Origin of the sequence: Campylobacter gracilis, assembly GCF_001190745.1 — a bacterium.
Lineage (GTDB): Bacteria > Campylobacterota > Campylobacteria > Campylobacterales > Campylobacteraceae > Campylobacter_B > Campylobacter_B gracilis.
Genome location: NZ_CP012196.1, coordinates 1,503,703 through 1,518,813, shown reverse-complemented (window position 1 = coordinate 1,518,813; position 15,111 = coordinate 1,503,703). Strand labels below are relative to the sequence as shown.

The 15,111-nt window shown below is 48.9% G+C and carries 17 protein-coding genes and 1 pseudogene; 5 read left to right on the top strand and 13 right to left on the bottom strand.

Going from position 1 to position 15,111, the window contains the following annotated elements:
• Window positions 1-22: 22 nt before the first annotated feature.
• The 5 genes and pseudogenes from CGRAC_RS07525 to hemW form a co-directional block, all read right to left on the bottom strand.
• On the bottom strand, window positions 23-1,060 hold the full coding sequence (locus CGRAC_RS07525) for a hypothetical protein (RefSeq protein WP_005873261.1): 1,038 nt from the start codon (window positions 1,058-1,060) through the stop codon (window positions 23-25).
• Window positions 1,057-2,076: a tRNA preQ1(34) S-adenosylmethionine ribosyltransferase-isomerase QueA gene (gene queA / locus CGRAC_RS07520; RefSeq protein WP_005873260.1), complete on the bottom strand. Its 1,020-nt coding sequence runs from the start codon at window positions 2,074-2,076 to the stop codon at window positions 1,057-1,059. The genes CGRAC_RS07525 and queA overlap by 4 nt, the downstream gene beginning before the upstream one ends.
• 1 nt (window position 2,077) lies before the next feature.
• A complete protein-coding gene (gene tatC / locus CGRAC_RS07515) occupies window positions 2,078-2,833 on the bottom strand; it encodes a twin-arginine translocase subunit TatC (RefSeq protein WP_005873259.1) in 756 nt (251 codons plus the stop codon).
• 318 nt (window positions 2,834-3,151) lie between these two features.
• A pseudogene (gene tatB, locus CGRAC_RS12940) lies at window positions 3,152-3,571 on the bottom strand (Sec-independent protein translocase protein TatB); the annotation flags it as partial.
• A gap of 57 nt (window positions 3,572-3,628) precedes the next feature.
• Complete coding sequence (gene hemW, locus CGRAC_RS07505; RefSeq protein WP_005873257.1) at window positions 3,629-4,702, bottom strand: radical SAM family heme chaperone HemW; 1,074 nt, start codon at window positions 4,700-4,702, stop codon at window positions 3,629-3,631.
• A 136-nt stretch (window positions 4,703-4,838) separates the two neighbouring features.
• Between hemW and CGRAC_RS07500 the strand changes: the two genes are divergently transcribed.
• From CGRAC_RS07500 to folP, 5 genes are read left to right on the top strand one after another with little or no spacing between them, the layout of a single operon-like run.
• The gene (locus tag CGRAC_RS07500) at window positions 4,839-5,309 is read left to right on the top strand and encodes an RNA pyrophosphohydrolase (protein ID WP_005873256.1); all 471 of its coding nucleotides are present in this window, start codon (window positions 4,839-4,841) and stop codon (window positions 5,307-5,309) included.
• A complete protein-coding gene (locus tag CGRAC_RS07495) occupies window positions 5,309-6,514 on the top strand; it encodes an aspartate kinase (RefSeq protein ID WP_005873255.1) in 1,206 nt (401 codons plus the stop codon). Before CGRAC_RS07500 ends, CGRAC_RS07495 begins: the two co-directional genes overlap by 1 nt.
• Window positions 6,514-7,047: a HobA family DNA replication regulator gene (locus CGRAC_RS07490; RefSeq protein WP_005873254.1), complete on the top strand. Its 534-nt coding sequence runs from the start codon at window positions 6,514-6,516 to the stop codon at window positions 7,045-7,047. Before CGRAC_RS07495 ends, CGRAC_RS07490 begins: the two co-directional genes overlap by 1 nt.
• On the top strand, window positions 7,044-7,664 hold the full coding sequence (locus CGRAC_RS07485) for a DNA polymerase III subunit delta' (protein ID WP_005873253.1): 621 nt from the start codon (window positions 7,044-7,046) through the stop codon (window positions 7,662-7,664). Before CGRAC_RS07490 ends, CGRAC_RS07485 begins: the two co-directional genes overlap by 4 nt.
• Window positions 7,661-8,803, top strand: coding sequence for a dihydropteroate synthase (folP, locus tag CGRAC_RS07480; RefSeq protein ID WP_005873252.1), 1,143 nt, complete (start codon window positions 7,661-7,663; stop codon window positions 8,801-8,803). Before CGRAC_RS07485 ends, folP begins: the two co-directional genes overlap by 4 nt.
• A gap of 190 nt (window positions 8,804-8,993) precedes the next feature.
• On the opposite strand, the gene CGRAC_RS07475 is transcribed toward folP, so the two are convergent.
• The 8 genes from CGRAC_RS07475 to CGRAC_RS07440 all read right to left on the bottom strand — a co-directional run bounded on the left by CGRAC_RS07475 (window position 8,994) and on the right by CGRAC_RS07440 (window position 14,995).
• On the bottom strand, window positions 8,994-9,359 hold the full coding sequence (locus tag CGRAC_RS07475; protein ID WP_005873251.1) for a hypothetical protein: 366 nt from the start codon (window positions 9,357-9,359) through the stop codon (window positions 8,994-8,996).
• Window positions 9,352-9,636: a hypothetical protein gene (locus CGRAC_RS07470; protein WP_005873250.1), complete on the bottom strand. Its 285-nt coding sequence runs from the start codon at window positions 9,634-9,636 to the stop codon at window positions 9,352-9,354. The genes CGRAC_RS07475 and CGRAC_RS07470 overlap by 8 nt, the downstream gene beginning before the upstream one ends.
• Window positions 9,637-10,023: 387 nt before the next feature.
• The gene (locus tag CGRAC_RS07465) at window positions 10,024-11,082 is read right to left on the bottom strand and encodes a hypothetical protein (RefSeq protein ID WP_005873248.1); all 1,059 of its coding nucleotides are present in this window, start codon (window positions 11,080-11,082) and stop codon (window positions 10,024-10,026) included.
• An 84-nt stretch (window positions 11,083-11,166) separates the two neighbouring features.
• Window positions 11,167-12,558 (bottom strand): hypothetical protein, encoded by a 1,392-nt coding sequence (locus CGRAC_RS07460; RefSeq protein WP_005873247.1) that lies wholly within the window; start codon window positions 12,556-12,558, stop codon window positions 11,167-11,169.
• Window positions 12,559-12,819: 261 nt separating this feature from the next.
• Entirely contained in the window at window positions 12,820-13,386 is a 567-nt protein-coding gene (locus CGRAC_RS07455; RefSeq protein ID WP_005873246.1) for a cytidylate kinase-like family protein, read from the bottom strand.
• Window positions 13,387-13,395: 9 nt separating this feature from the next.
• Window positions 13,396-14,088 carry an LrgB family protein gene (locus CGRAC_RS07450; RefSeq protein WP_005873245.1) on the bottom strand — a complete coding sequence of 231 codons (693 nt, stop codon included), beginning with the start codon at window positions 14,086-14,088 and terminating at the stop codon, window positions 13,396-13,398.
• Window positions 14,085-14,543, bottom strand: coding sequence for a CidA/LrgA family protein (locus tag CGRAC_RS07445; protein WP_081451750.1), 459 nt, complete (start codon window positions 14,541-14,543; stop codon window positions 14,085-14,087). The genes CGRAC_RS07450 and CGRAC_RS07445 overlap by 4 nt, the downstream gene beginning before the upstream one ends.
• 203 nt (window positions 14,544-14,746) lie before the next feature.
• The gene (locus CGRAC_RS07440) at window positions 14,747-14,995 is read right to left on the bottom strand and encodes a hypothetical protein (RefSeq protein ID WP_005873243.1); all 249 of its coding nucleotides are present in this window, start codon (window positions 14,993-14,995) and stop codon (window positions 14,747-14,749) included.
• Window positions 14,996-15,111: the final 116 nt, after the last annotated feature.

Genomic DNA, 15,111 nt, shown 5'->3' with positions numbered 1-15,111 from the left:
TAAATTTGTCGTTACCCGTTCTCTACAGCCCCAAGAAGTTCTCATCGTTTTTGATCTTTTCGATGAGATCAAGCGTGGCGTAAAACTCGTCGTAGAAATATGGCATCTCGAGCTTGAAAAATTTAAAATTTAGCCCCTCTAACACCTTGAGCGAGTGTTTGTTTTTAAGTAAAAATATGAAAAATACCCCGTCTTTTTCCAGCGCGTTGAGGTAGTTTATTTCGCTTATATTGGCGCGCAGGATCTCGGCGTCAAGGATGACGACGTCGGCTACGTAGATGAAGTCGTTTAGGTGCCTCTTTGCGCTCTCCCAGTTGGAATTCGGCATCACGTCGCAACCAAGCCCATTCAAAAAATCTCGCAGCTCCTCGAAGATCGCGCGGTTTTTATGCGTGATGATGACGTTGTAGTCGTATTTTTTGGCGCTAAAGCTCTGCTGCGCGAAGCAGCTAAGCACGGCATCCATTTTGATAAAGGTTCCGCGCCCGTCGGCTCCAATACTTGGATGCGAACCGAGTGCACGCAAATGGGTCTGCGCCGAAGTAAGATACTCATCATCCGTGCTAGCAGCGCTTTCTAGTGCACTTTTAAGCGCATAGGTGCGCGGATCCTTTAGCTCGCGATCGATGCCTACGCGAACGTCGAGCTTGATAGAGCTCATATTCGCTCTAAGTTCCTTGCTACTAAATTCCACGCTTACGCGGATTGGCTCAGCGATATTTTGCAGGAAAAACTCGCACGCGTCAAAGACCGCGCTAGTGAGATTTAGCACCTCGCCGCCGTAGATACGCGGTAGCTGCGGTGGGAAGCTAAGATAGAGCGTGCTGTCGTATTTTGTGCACTCCTCAAATAAAATTTCGCTTTGAAATTTTAAAATTTTTAAAATATCGATCTGCGCGATATCCTCGCGTCTAAGCACGACGGAATCGCTTTCTTTGGCTTTAGGCACAGCGGAGAAAATTTTACCGCTTGCAGCGGGCTTTTTAGCAAAAAGTTTTCTTGCCGCAAAGCCTGCCGTCGCAGCCAATATTGCTAGCGCGCCTAAAACCACGGCTTTCATAGCACAAGCATCCCATCGCCATAGGAGTAGAAGCGGTATCTTTTCTCCACTGCGATGCGGTAGAGCTCAAGCGTGCGCTCAAGGCCGATGAAGCTCGCTACAAGCATTATCAGCGTGGATTTGGGTAGGTGAAAGTTCGTAAGCAAAAAATTCTGTCTTATCGGCGGGTTGCCCGGGTGTAAAAACAGCTCGCAGATCCCGCTACTCTGTCCGTTGCGTGCAAAATTTTCGATCGTTCTCGTAACGGTCGTACCCACGCCTAAAATTTTTCGTTCGCTTTTTAAAATTTGCGTGGTCTGCGGCGGGATGGAATAGAGCTCGCCGTGCATCTTGTGCTCGCGCAGATCCGCTACTTCCACGGGTTTGAAGGTGCCCGCGCCTACGTGTAGCGTGATAAAATAAATTTCGTGTCTTTTGCGCAGGTCGTTTAGCATCGCATCGTTAAAATGAAGGCTCGCGGTGGGTGCGGCGACGGCGCCTTGCTCGCGCGCGAAGATGCTTTGATACCAGCTCACATCCTGCTTGGTATCGGCGCGCTTGATATACGGCGGCAGCGGCACGTGGCCGATACGTTCACAAATTTCAAAAACATCGTGGGTGTTTAAAGCCTTACCGCCGCACTCAAACTGCACGATGCGAAGCCCGCCCTCCATAAGCTCGCAAACGCGCGCTTCAAGACCGCTTTGAAATTTTAATTCGCTGCCTACTTTGACGCTGCCGCGAATATAGGCGCTAAATTTATTGCCCTCAAGCGGCGAGTTTAGCAGAAGCTCGATCTTGCCGCCGCTGTTTTTATGACCGAAGAGGCGCGCCTTAATTACTCGCGTGTCGTTAAAAATAATATCGCAGGGCGGCAGGGCGTCCGCCAGATCGCCGAAGTGCGCGTGGGTGATCTGCTGCTTGGCGCGGTCGTAGATCAGCAGTCGCGCGCTTTGTTTGGGCATCACGGGCGCGCTTGCGATGAGCTCGCTAGGAAGCTCGTAATCGTAGCTGCCAACTAAATTTAGATCCGCCATCTCACGCCTGCGCTACGTCCGTAGAATTTTCGCTTTCGTCATCCTCAGGCTTATACGGATTTATCATTTTGGCGATAAAGATCGAAAGCAGATAAAGCGCAATTAGCGGAGTTGCGAGCATAAACTGACTAAGCACGTCCGGCGGCGTCATGACCGCTGCAAAGATGAAAATAATGACGATTGCGTAGCGGAAAAAATCGCTCAGGCTTTTGTTTGTCACAAGCCCGATCTTGGCGAGAAAAAAGGTCACCACCGGAAGCTCGAAGCTGATGCCGAATGCGACGACGAGCTTAGCGAAAAAGCCTACATATTCGCCGATCGTAGGCATCGCAGTAAATTGCTTAGCGCCAAAATTTACCAAGAAATTAAACGCGACAGGGATTACGAAAAAATAGCAAAACGCCGCGCCTAAAAAGAACATAATGCTCGCGCCGCTAACGAAGGGGATGACGTATTTTTTCTCGTTGTCGTAAAGCCCAGGTGCTACGAAAAGCCACACCTGCCAGAAAATTATTGGCATCGCTAGAAGTAACGAGGTAAAAAACGACACCTTCATCGCAGTAAAAAAGGTCTCGCCAAGCTGGGTAAAGATGATCTCGCTGCCTTTGGGAAGCACGCGCACCAGCGGACGGGTCATAAAACCTAAAATATTTTCCCAAAAGCCGAAGCACGCGATAAAAAGGACGATGACGGAAAGCACGCAGATAACCAGGCGCTTGCGAAGCTCGGCTAGATGGGGTTTTAGCTCTTCAAACATTAAATTTCTCTCTCATTATGATTTTTGTGTATCGCTATTTTGTGCGGAATTTTGCATAGAATTTTGCGCATCGCCGTTTAAATTTGCGTTAAAATTTTGCGCGGCGCTTTTAGCTTCACTGCTTGCATTGGTATTTTGTGCGGAATTTCCCGCGCCGCCGTCCGTGCTCGGCATAAAATTTTTGCCTTTGTTTCCAGTGCCAGAATTCGCGCTTTTGCTTTCAGCGCCGGAATTCATTGCGCCGTCGGCGGAGTCTTGCGTAGAGTTTGCGGCGCGGGCAGAGCTTTGCGCGGAATTTTCGCCGCTCGAATTTGACTTTAAATTTGCCGTCTCGCTCTGTTTTTGTGCCGAGACTTTCGCGGAGTTTAACGCGTCTTTGGCGGCGTCCGAGCTAAGCGTTTCTTTAAGCGAGCTTTCCGCGTCTTTTAGCCCCGCATTTAGCGTCTCTTTGACCGAGTCGATACCGCCTTTTATCTCGTCGAGCTCCTCAAACGTGAGCTTTTTGCGCACGCCCTCGCTTGCTTGCGTGATACTCTCTTTATATTTTTTGGCGTCCTCTTTGAGCTCGGCGATGCGAAGCTCCTGATCGAAGCTCGATTTTGCGTCGTTGATGGTTTTTTTGATGACTTTGAAGTATTTCGCAAGCTCTACCAGCACTTTTGGAAGCTTTTCGGGCCCCAGCACGATTATCGCGATGATTAAAATGACCGTAATTTCAGGCATACTGATACCAAACATAAAATTTCCTAACGTAAAAAGTGGCGTATTTTAACTAAAATTTCATTAATCTTAAATTTAGCGCCCGTGGCGGCTTTCTTGAGTGATAAAAAGCGCAATCTCGTCGGCGAGCAAAAAGTTGAGATTATAAAATTTACCCTCGGCAAATTTCAGCTTTTTTTCGCGTACGAGCAGCTGCGCGTTGCTTAGCTCCGCGGCGTCTAAAATTTGCGCTTCAAATCCCAAAACGCAGCGCAGCCCGAGAAATATGCGCTCAAGCTTTTTATCCTGCGCGCTTAGAGCTTCGCGCTGTTTTTGCAGCGGATCTGCGATGTAATCTTGCAAATTTTTAGGCGAGCTAAGGCGCATCTGAGCGCTAGTTCCGACCGCAAATGCCCCAAATCCCACGTAATCCTCGCCGCGCCAGTAGGCGAGATTGTGCTTACAGCGCAGTCCGCGCGCGGCAAAATTTGAAATTTCATACTGTCTAAAGCCGCTATCCGCCGCAAGAGCAAAGAGAAATTTAGCTAGAGCCACGCTTTCCCTTTTAAAGCTTTCGCGCCCAAAAAAGGGCGTGTTCTCCTCAAGGCTTAGCGCATAGGCGCTTAGGTGCGGCACTTCGCAGCGCGCAAGCGCATCCATTTCAAATTTTAAATTCCTTTTATCGTCAAATTTACTCGCGTAGATTAGGTCTAAGTTTATATTATCAAAGCCCGCTGCTTTGGCATTTTGTACCGCCAGAAAAATCTGCGCTGCACTGTGCGCGCGACCGAGGAACTTTAGCTTGGCATCGTTGAAGCTTTGCGCGCCGAAGCTGATGCGATTTACGCCGAGCTCGCACATCGCCCTAAGCCAAGCGGGGCTAGCGGAGTTCGGGTTAGCTTCCGAGCTGATTTCGGCTTTGGCGGTAAAATGCGGCGCAAGCAGCGCAAAAATTTCATCATAAAGCCCTGCATCTACGGCGCTTGGCGTGCCTCCGCCGATAAAAAGCGTAGAGATTTGCGCGTGCGGATTTTTCGCCAAAAAGTCGCGCACTTCAAGCTTTAACGCGCGAAAATAGCTTTTTGCGAGGCTAAACTTATCGCTGAAGGAGCCAAAGGCGCAATACGGGCATTTTGAGGTGCAAAACGGCACGTGGATGTAGATGTGCAAGGGCGGTCCTATGGGCTAAATTTACGTCGCAAAATTTAGCGAATTAATTTGAAAATTTATATAAATTTTAAGTCTCTTAACGCAAATTTTAATATTTTTAGGTAGAATTTTTAGAAATTTTTTGTGAGAAAACGAGATGGAAAAAGAGAAAAATTACAGACCGAATGTCGCTGCAATCGTACTTTCGCCCTCGTATCCGTTTAATTGCGAAATTTTAATCGCGCAACGAAGCGACATCAAAGGCGCTTGGCAGTTTCCTCAAGGCGGTATCGACGACGGTGAGACGCCGAAGATGGCGATCCGCAGAGAGCTAGGCGAGGAGATCGGAACAAGCAAAGTCGATATCATCGCTGAGTGCCCGAAGTGGCTTAGCTACGACTTCCCCGATGGAGTAGCTCAAAAGATGCGCCCATACGACGGGCAAATTCAAAGATATTTTTTAGTGCGATTGCGAAGCTTAGCCGATATAAACATCAATACTAAACTTCCGGAGTTCGACGCATTTAAATTCGTAGGCGCAAATGAGGTTTTAAGGCACGTAAATCACTTCAAAAAGCCGATTTACGCGACGGTTTTAAAATATTTTAAGGAGGAGGGTTACATTTAATGCTGATCGTTCAAAAATACGGCGGTACGAGCGTCGGTACGCTAGAGCGGATCGAGGCGGTCGCGCAGCGCGTGATAAAGACTAAAAACGAAGGGCACGATGTCGCGGTAATCGTATCTGCGATGAGCGGCGTTACCAATCAGCTCATCGAGCAGGCGGAATTTTTTACTAAAACTCCCATAGGCAGAGAGATGGATGTGCTGTTAAGTTCGGGCGAGCGCGTCACGAGCGCACTTTTAGCTATCGCGCTAAATGCCAAGGGCTATGCTGCGATCGCGTTTAGCGGGCGAGGCGCGGGCATCGTGACGGATAATTTTCACACCAAAGCTCGCATCGTCTCGATCGATCCAAAAAGTATGCAAGAGGCGCTAAAGCAGGGCAAAATCGTCGTCGTCGCGGGCTTTCAAGGTATCAGCACCGCAGGCGAAGTAACGACGCTCGGGCGAGGCGGAAGCGATCTTAGCGCAGTCGCCGTCGCAGGAGCGCTGAATGCCGATCTGTGCGAAATTTACACTGATGTAGACGGCGTATATACGACCGATCCGCGCATCGAGCCAAAAGCCAAGAAGCTTGATCGTATCAGCTACGACGAGATGCTTGAGCTTGCGAGCTTGGGGGCGAAGGTTTTGCAAAATCGAAGCGTCGAGCTTGCAAAGAAATTAAACGTAAATTTGGTGACGCGAAGCAGTTTTAACGATCATGAAGGAACACTCATAACAGGAGAAGAAAAGATGGAAGATGCGGTAATTAGCGGCATTGCACTGGATAAAAATCAAGCAAGAATCACGATTAGAAACGTAGAGGATCGCCCCGGCGTCGCGGCTGAAATTTTCTCTGCGCTCGCGAGCAAGGAGATCAACGTCGATATGATCGTGCAAAATATCGGACGAAACGGCGAGACGAATTTGGGCTTTACCGTGCCGCAAAACGAGCTGGAAACGGCCTATAGGGTAATGAAAGAGGTAAATCCAAATCCGAATTCCATCATCGAATCGGACGCCGATATCGTAAAGGTTTCTTTAGTAGGCGTTGGTATGAAAAGCCACAGCGGCATAGCCAGCAAGGCGTTTAAGACGCTTGCGGACGAGGGGATAAATATCCAGATGATCTCCACGAGCGAGATTAAAATTTCGATGATCGTAGAGGCCAAATACGGCGAGCTTGCCGTGCGCGCGCTGCATAAAGCCTACGATTTGGATAAATAATGCAGGATCTGCACACTTGGAGCGTCACGGCCATGCGCTCCGAGCCAGGACTTGAGTGGCTCGAGGATCGCAAGGAGGATTGGACGCCGCTTTTAGCATCAAAGCTAAAATTCCTCCACGACGGCTTTGCTTTCATCGTCATTTGCGACGATGAGCGAAGCTGGTTTAGCGAATACATCATCAAAAAGATCAACTCCTCTACCAACTCCCGTCCGCTACTGCCGTTTTTTTCGCTGCGTTCGCTTTATCGCGGCGGCGTAAATAGCCTTGAGGACGCGCTGCTGCTAAACGATATGCTAAGCCTCGCGTTTGCCAACGGCTTTATATATTTCTACATCGGCAACGGCAACCATCCGTTAGCCAAAATCGCCAAAAGCCACGAGGATAGCTATCTGTGGCTCATCGATGAGAGGCTACAAAATAGCTTTTACATGAGCGAGAGCGATCCGAGCTTAGATCTCAAACTGATTCAGCTTTTTAAAATTTTAGACAAAAGCATTGACGCCGTGCTTTTTGACGAAGTGGTGCTTTGAAAATCATAAATCAGATCGTTTTAACTAACGATTATGAGGGCTTTAAAGATAAAATTTTAGCCGAAATTCCGCGCAAAAATTTAAGGTTTTTTGAAAGCACTGAGCTTAAGATCGACGAGGCGCGAAAGATCATTGACGAAGCCTACGTCGCCGAGCGCGAGGATAAGATTATCGTCATCTCCGCTACGAAATTCGGCGAGGAGGCGCAAAACGCTCTGCTTAAAATTTTAGAGGAGCCGCCCAAAAATACGGTGTTTTTCCTGATCACCCCTTTCATCAACGCCCTGCTGCCTACTATCCGCTCGCGCCTGATCGTGCAAAACCTCTGCGTGCGAAAGCCCAGATACCGCACCGGGCTAAGCTTAACCAGGCTCAGCCTAAAGGAAGCGGTGGAGTTTATCGACGCGCAGATCGCGCTGGAGCGCAAGGGCGAGCTGGACAAAACGGCGCTAAAAGCGCTCATCGGCGAGATCGCGTTAGAGTGCTTCGAAGCAGGCGTCAGTCTAAGCGGCGATGAGCTGCAGCGGATTGACCGCTTAAGCTACCTCGCCGAGCACAACGCCAAAGCCCACGCTGTGCTTACTCCGTTACTGTTGATGATCGAGGAGAAAAGATGAAAATTTATAAAATTTCAAACGAGGCCGATTTCGCGCTGATTTGCGAGCGCATCGGCGTACGAAATGCGGGACGGGCGATAATGCAGAAAAAATCGCGCCTAAACTTTTTCTATCTAAAAGACCTGCGTGCGCCCGCGGCGAATATTTTAAAGCAGGATGCCCTTAGTATCGGCGCCGAGCTTGCGTGCAACGAAGGAGTGATCCTAGGGCGCGACGATACGGATGCGGTTTTGATCGCAAACGACCGCCAGATTGAGGCTTTAGCGCAGAAAGAAGCGCTACAGGATTTCGGGCTAAAAGAGCTCGCGAAATTTCTAAGCGAGAAATTTACTAAGCCGCAAAGCTGCGAAATAATGGGCGTAGTAAACATCAACTCTGATAGTTTTAACCCCGCAAGCCGTGCGGCAAGCTTAAAAGAGGCGATCTGCAAGATCGAAAAGATGATCGAGCAGGGCGCCGCTATTATCGATATCGGCGGCGTGAGCTCGCGCCCGGGCAGCCAGTACTGCGGCAGAGATGAGGAGTTTGCGCGCATAAAGGACGTGCTGAGCGAAATTTATCGCCTGCGTCTGCACGAAAAGGCTAAATTTAGCCTCGATAGCTTCGATGAGTATTGTTTGGAATTTGCGCTAGATCGGGGCTTTAGCATCATCAACGACATCAGCGCAAACCTCGCTCTAGCACCGCTTGCGCTTCGCTACGACGCCGCTTACGTGCTGATGCACATGCAAGGAAAGCCGCAAAATATGCAGCTTGCGCCTAAATACGACGATCTGATGGGCGAGATCGATGAGTTTTTTGCGCAAAATCTGCAGCAGCTGCAAAGCGCAGGGCTTAAAAAGATCATCCTTGACGTGGGCATTGGCTTTGGCAAGACCGCCGAGCAAAATTTGGTGCTGATTAAAAATTTGGAGCATTTCTTACACTTCGGCTGCCCGCTGCTTGTGGGCGCGAGCAGAAAGAGCGTTATCGATTTTTACAGCCCCTCTGCGGTCGCGGACAGGCTCGCAGGCTCGCTGTATCTGCACCAGATCGCCGCTTTAAACGGCGCCGCGATCATCCGCACGCACGATGTTTTCGAACACGTTCAAATGCTACGGCTAATGCGCGCGATGGACGCCGCTGCGGTAAAATTTTAAAATTTTACGAAAGAGCTTTTGCGGAATTTCATCCGCATTTTATTTCGCGCCTAAGCTTTTGCGTGCTTGCTTACTTAAATTTTATAAAAATTTATAAAATTCGCTTGATTTATGCGATCCGTCAAGCAGAGAAGTAAAGAGGGATAAATTCTAGCGACGATTGCACGGATTATTTGCTGCGCGAGCCGAGTTATTTCATTTCTGGGCGAAACGAGCGCTTTACGTCAAAGCCCTTGCTGGCAATTTTTATATCATTTGGTATCGTGCCCGCCGGAGCAGAGGCATCCTTTTTGGCGGATAAAAACTCGGCTAAGCTTTGCCAGACGAAATCGGCGTCCAGATAAAACCCCATCGCGTTAAGCTGTGAATTTATCGCTACCTTGTGGATGTTTGGCGTGAGCTTAAAAAGCACGATGGGTGCGCTCAAAATTTCATCTTTGCTTATAATTTTATCGTCGCGAACAATATTTTTTAGCGTCGTTTTGCGCTCGCTTTGCGGCGCGGCGAGCCGTAAAATTCCTCGCGTGTAGCCTGCTCGCCGACCTTGTTTAGCCACGAGACGATATAGGCGCGAAATCCATCGCTAAAGCCCAAGGTTCTGTCGTTCCAATACTGCCTTTTAGCTTCGTCTCGTCAAGCTCTAGGCTTGTGTAAATTTTACTCTGAGAGGCGAAAATATGGACTAAATTTTTGCCGATGAAAATCACGGAGTGAAGCAGGCGCGGCAGTTTATTTACATCGGCTTTTTCCAATCTATAAAATTTGCCGCCGATAAAACGGTACCCTCTAAGCTCTCTTTCAAACGCCTTTTTATCGCTCTCGCTGTACCCCACGGCTCGTCAGAGCCAATGAGAGCGGAGTTTCTGCGGTTATAGACCGGCGCCGCTCGTATTTTGATACCATCAAATCAGAATTGTCTATAAATTTCAAGATGATTTTTGCGTCGTTTCTTTAAATTTTTATCACGTTTTTGAGGCTTTAAAAACGCTAAAATCGGCAAATCTACATCAAAACTAAATCTCGATCGCTACTATAAAATTTGCGCCGCAAGCTTACGGCTCGCTCAATTTTACCGCGTGTCGGCGAAATAGTAAAACCGAACGAAAAGCGCGCGGCGTGGCAAATTTTAAATTTATTTTACGCGGCGACGTAGAATTTTAAAATTTATTTTCCGCGATGGCGCAAAATTTCAAATTTATCTGCCACAAAAACAGAGGCCGCTACCGCTTAAAGTCGTGGATTTCGATATTTGCGCCGTATTTTTTGCAAAGCTCGCTTACCTTTTCTTTAAGCCTCTCCTCGTCGTAGCAGATGAGATCGATGTATGCGTGCCTCTGCCCGGTTGCGCCGCCGATTATCTCTAGAAATGAGCCGCAGCTCTCCAGCTCCTCGTCCTCGATTTTGTTTCGCAGATCAAAGCCCGCCTGCATGTCGCCGCCGTTACCTATGCTAAGAAAGCAAAATTTTATGCCGAGCTCGAAGGCTTCGTTATAGATGTCGCGCTTGCCGCCTAGGTACTCGCCTATGAGATTTCGCAGGCAGGTGGTGCCCACGATCACGTCCTCGCGCACCTCGCTGCCGCGCGGCTGCATCTCGTAGCTGAAAAAATTCTTTAGCGGTTCGCGCGTGGCTTTTTCGCCGAATTTCTCATCGATTAGATCGGCAAATTCGCTTAGCGGCACGCCGTTTTCCTGTGGCTTATCGAGCACCTCAAGCATGCCCAAAGTGTTAATGACTGCCGTCTCGCCGATGATGTTATCAAGCAGGATGAAGCTTAGATTGCCCGCCTTACCCTCGTCCTGCGCGAGCAGAGCCGCTAAGTTTTCGTTGTAAATTTTAATATCCACGTCGCTTTCGTTAAACTGCGCGTAGATCATCGACTCCTCGGCACTTACGCGCGTGCCGTACATCTCAAGTCCGCCGATGCCTCGCGGCGCACGCGGCTTTCCGAGCGTACAGCGCATTTTGGATTCGAGCTGCTTGGGCATAGCATTTTTGATGAAGCTTAGCCAAAATAATCGGTGCCTCATACCCTCGGGAGTCAGCACCAAATCAAGCTTATCGCCCGCAAGCCCCGTCATAAAATAAGGCTCGGCAAGGCAGATACGAAGCTTCTCGTCGGTCTTTCGCATCGCCTTTTCAAACTCCTCCGCCGCCAGATTAGCCTTGATCTCATCTATCGCGCCGCTAAATTCCGCCCAAAATTTATCCACTCTACCTGCAAAAGTGCTTGGAATTTGCGCCTTTTCAGCCTTTTTGCTCAAACCGAATAACCCCATAATCTCTCCTTTAATTAAATTTAAACGCAATTATAGCTTAATTTTTTGCGCGGGCTCGGGGCGCAAATTTTAAAAGCCCCGCCCTCAAGTGCACTGAAAGCAGCCGCCCAAAATCTCGCATTTCTCGCAGATCTGCACGTATATAACCCCCTCGCCCTGCACCAGCTCGCCGAATGGGATCTGCGCTAGATGCTTCATCGTCCCGCCGCAGCTAGGGCAGCTCAGATACGTGGCGTCCTGCACCCACTGCGGATAGCCGCCCACGGTCACGTCAAGCTCGTCAAAGCAGCCGTAAAAGGGCGAAACCTCGTCGCTTAGCTTAAATTTCATACCGCTTAGCCGCGCCATATCCTGCTGCGAAAAGTAGCTTTTCTCCATCCATTCGCCCTCGTAGCTAAGCTCTAGCTCGCCGTCCGCACCTCTCTTGCAAAAGTAAATGACCGAACCGATACAGGTCGGGCAACAACGAAAGATCGCGTCGTGCTTTAAATTCAGAAACGCAAGCTGCGGCTCGGATGCTTTTAGGCGCAGCATATCAAGCATCTCGCAGCCGCAAAACTCGCACTTTTGCCCCGTAGGTCTGCCGATACGTACGGGCTCGTCCGCGTTTTGATTTGCGTCTTCGCAAGCATCCTTTGCATTTTCGCTTAAATTTGAACTGTCACTAGCGTATTTTTGCGCGTCTGATTTAAAATTCGCGCGCTCGTTCTGCAAGATCGCGTCTTCGTCCATGCCTGTGCGAGCACTCTGCGCGCCCGCGTGTAAATTTGAAATTTCGTCCGCGCCGTTTTGCGCGTTTTGTTCGGAATTTGCGCCGCCCGCGCTGCCTTTGAAATTTAAAATTTCGTCCGCGCTTTCATCTCCGCGCTCGCTAGCGCCGCCGCCGTTTTTCTCCGCGCTATCTTTTGCGCGTACTGCTGTGAGGCATTTATCAAAAACTAGCGATTTGCGCTCGCCCATCCTATCAAAGCTACAGCCGCCGATTTGCGCGTAAATTTCAGTGCCTGCGTAGAGCTTTTGACGCCACGGCCTCGGGTTTTGATACAGCTCATAAAAAAGCTGCGTCGTCTGCTCGTCGCCCTGCCACGCAAGCGCGCACAGTAGGTCATTTAGAGTGTTTTTAGCATTGTCTTGTATCGAGGCAAGCTTGCGGACGAGCGCATCTCTCACGTCCTTAGGCGCGCCGAAGTAAAGCTCCGGCGGACAGTATATCTCCGCCGCCGCGGCGGCTCGCGCAATCCTTGGATCGTGGATACCTAACAGGCTAAAAAGCGCCCAAAAATCGTTGTAAATCTCATCCCATTTTTCGATCTCGTCGATTCGGTCTACGATTTTTAGGATCATCGCCTCCACTTCGTCCGCGCTTAGGTTTAAAATCTCCTCCCGCCTCTGCCTTTGGCGACACGAGTGGCAAATGCCGTCGAAATATATCGTGTTTTCGCCGCATTTTGGGCATAGATGGGCTTTGCTTTGCATCTTATCTCCTTAAATTTGGATTTAAATTTCGTCAAATTTTAGCTAAATTTTGCTGATTTTCGGTGAGTAGGCGCGGTTTAGAATTTATGTCGCATTGAACGAAAGGTTTTATAATACACCTAAATGCGTCATTTGCAAATATAATTCAAGCTCAAAAAAGATGTAAATTTTAAATTACAATAGAAGTAGGGTGGGTTTGCAAGATCAAGTGGAATTCATCTTTGAAAAGACAAATTCCACTTTTGTGCGCTTAGGCGCAAATCACTTTTCAATGTGATGTTTGACCAGATACTCGATGATATTTACCGCATTATCGATGCCGCAATACGATGTGTCGATGCAGATATTGTAGTTTGCGGACGCACCCCAGACTTGGTTGGTGTAGTATTGATGAAAGCTCATCCTGCCTGCGTCGCTATTTTCCATATACTCGCGCGCGTCGGTATGGCCCTCTTTTTCTAATCTGGCAAGTTTAAACTCATCGCTCGCACGTAGAAATACCGTCAGCAGATCCGGATGTCCGCGCAAGAAAAACCCTGCGCAGCGCCCAAGCACTATAACGTTGCCGCCCGAGACGATCTTTTCGTAGATTGCTACGATGCGATCGCGTTTTTGCTCATTGGCTAGCTCGTTGTGCGAGATTGCCTGAAGTAGCGTATTTACGGGCATTTCGTTGTAGAACTCATACATCTGCTCGAAGCAGCCAAGCTCGTCTGCTTTGCGGAGCAGATCCGCCTTGGCTAGATAGGTATAGCCTAAGCGCTCGGCTAGTTTGCGCGCAGTTTCGCGCCCGCCTGCGCCAGTTTGTCTAGCGATCGAGATTATCATATTTTCTCCTTAGATGAAATGTGCAAAAATACCGGCACCGATGACGGTAAGAAGTCCCGTAACTGCCATCGCTAAAGACGCCATTGCGCCCTCTACGTCACCGATCTCAAGAGCGCGCGCCGTTCCCATCGCGTGGCTCGCGCAGCCTAGGGCGATACCTTTTGCCATCGCCTTTTTTATGCCAAAAATTTTAAGTAGTGCCTCGCCAAATACACTGCCGATGATGCCCGTAGCGATGATGCAGGCCACCGTTAGTGTCACGATGCCGCCTAAGCTTTCGCTGATACCCATACCGATTGGCGCCGTGACGGATTTCGGTAGTAGCGTGACATACATTGTGTGATTTAGCCCAAATATTACCGACATCGCGTAGATGCTGCCTAGCCCTGCGATCATACCCGAAATCAATCCTGCAAAAATAGCTAAAAAATTACTTCGCAAAAGCGCCAGCTGCTCGTACAGTGGCACGGCTAGACAGACGGTAATCGGCGTTAAGAAAAAGCTAATGTGCGAGGCGCTGGCGTTAAATTTTTCGTATGGAATTTTAAAGAGTAAAAGCACGCAGACGGTAAGCACGATACCGATTAGAAGCGGATTGAAAATAGTTAGCTTAAAGCGCTTTTTTAGATAAAGTCCCAGCTCAAATGAGCCCAGGCACAAAAACACGCCGAAAAAAGCGGAGTTCATTAAAATTTCTCTCATTTTTTGTCGTCTCCGGATAAAATTTCGCGCTCCAGCTTCGCATCCACACCCTTTGTATTCACGCCGTCTTGTTCATGTGCGGCTGCGTAGAGCCTGCGCTTAACGCGGGCGAGTGCGATTTTATAAAAGATCTGCGTTACCGCGCCGCTTGCACCGATGACTACTACCGTAGAGACTGCCGTAATCGCGATGATTGCGAAAAGATGCTGGCGTAGCGCGTCGCCTGCGATGATGATCGCAGCGCCCGCCGGGATGAAAATCACTGGCATGATCTGCATAAAAAATGACACGGTTTCTCTGATCTGCGATACTTTGATGAGTTTAAAGATCAGGGCTAAAAGCATAATGACTAGTCCGTAGATGCTAGCGGGGATCGGCACAGGCACGAGCGCCGCCAAAATCTCCGCAACAAAAGATATCCCTAAAATCACACTGAATTGGATTAAGTAGTTCAAAGCTTACCTCGGATTAAAATTTAGCGCTAAATTTAGCACTTTGCAGTTAAAATAGATATTAATCTTGCGGATTTTGGGCGAAATTTTGCGGCAAAATTTACTTAAGTAAGCTCTGTAGCTAGGCTTTAGGTAGAATTTTGAGATTTATCATAGCGCTAAATTTAGCTTTGCGGCACGGATAAAATCCGGCGACGACTACTCAATCAAGCATCCTTGCCTAGCTCGATCTTGACGTCTAGAATCTTGCAGACTAAATCAAAGATTTCAATATCAACATTGGGTGCGTATTCGTCCAAAACCGTGTAAACTTCGGCGCGCATATCCTCGTCGTGGCCCGGGTGCGAGCGCGAATACAGCTCGTCAGTGCGCCGCACGAGCGTGAGATTATCGATATCTCGCTCTCGCATCGCCTGCTTGAGCCGCTTTGAAATTTGCCATTTGAAACTTTGCATTTTCTCTCCTTTAAATTTGCGCGATACTAGCCAAAACGGCTTTAAAGTTTAATTTCTTAAATCCGGTGACGCGTTTAGGCGCGATCAACGGGCCTGCGCCGTACGGTCTTGCGCTT

Coding starts and splice junctions, on each gene's coding strand:
- CGRAC_RS07525 (WP_005873261.1), bottom strand. CDS start 1,060: ATGAAAGCCGTGGTTTTAGGCGCGCTAGCAATATTGGCTGCGACGGCA.
- queA (WP_005873260.1), bottom strand. CDS start 2,076: ATGGCGGATCTAAATTTAGTTGGCAGCTACGATTACGAGCTTCCTAGC.
- tatC (WP_005873259.1), bottom strand. CDS start 2,833: ATGTTTGAAGAGCTAAAACCCCATCTAGCCGAGCTTCGCAAGCGCCTG.
- CGRAC_RS07500 (WP_005873256.1), top strand. CDS start 4,839: ATGGAAAAAGAGAAAAATTACAGACCGAATGTCGCTGCAATCGTACTT.
- CGRAC_RS07495 (WP_005873255.1), top strand. CDS start 5,309: ATGCTGATCGTTCAAAAATACGGCGGTACGAGCGTCGGTACGCTAGAG.
- CGRAC_RS07490 (WP_005873254.1), top strand. CDS start 6,514: ATGCAGGATCTGCACACTTGGAGCGTCACGGCCATGCGCTCCGAGCCA.
- folP (WP_005873252.1), top strand. CDS start 7,661: ATGAAAATTTATAAAATTTCAAACGAGGCCGATTTCGCGCTGATTTGC.
- CGRAC_RS07465 (WP_005873248.1), bottom strand. CDS start 11,082: ATGGGGTTATTCGGTTTGAGCAAAAAGGCTGAAAAGGCGCAAATTCCA.
- CGRAC_RS07460 (WP_005873247.1), bottom strand. CDS start 12,558: ATGCAAAGCAAAGCCCATCTATGCCCAAAATGCGGCGAAAACACGATA.
- CGRAC_RS07455 (WP_005873246.1), bottom strand. CDS start 13,386: ATGATAATCTCGATCGCTAGACAAACTGGCGCAGGCGGGCGCGAAACT.
- CGRAC_RS07450 (WP_005873245.1), bottom strand. CDS start 14,088: ATGAGAGAAATTTTAATGAACTCCGCTTTTTTCGGCGTGTTTTTGTGC.
- CGRAC_RS07440 (WP_005873243.1), bottom strand. CDS start 14,995: ATGCAAAGTTTCAAATGGCAAATTTCAAAGCGGCTCAAGCAGGCGATG.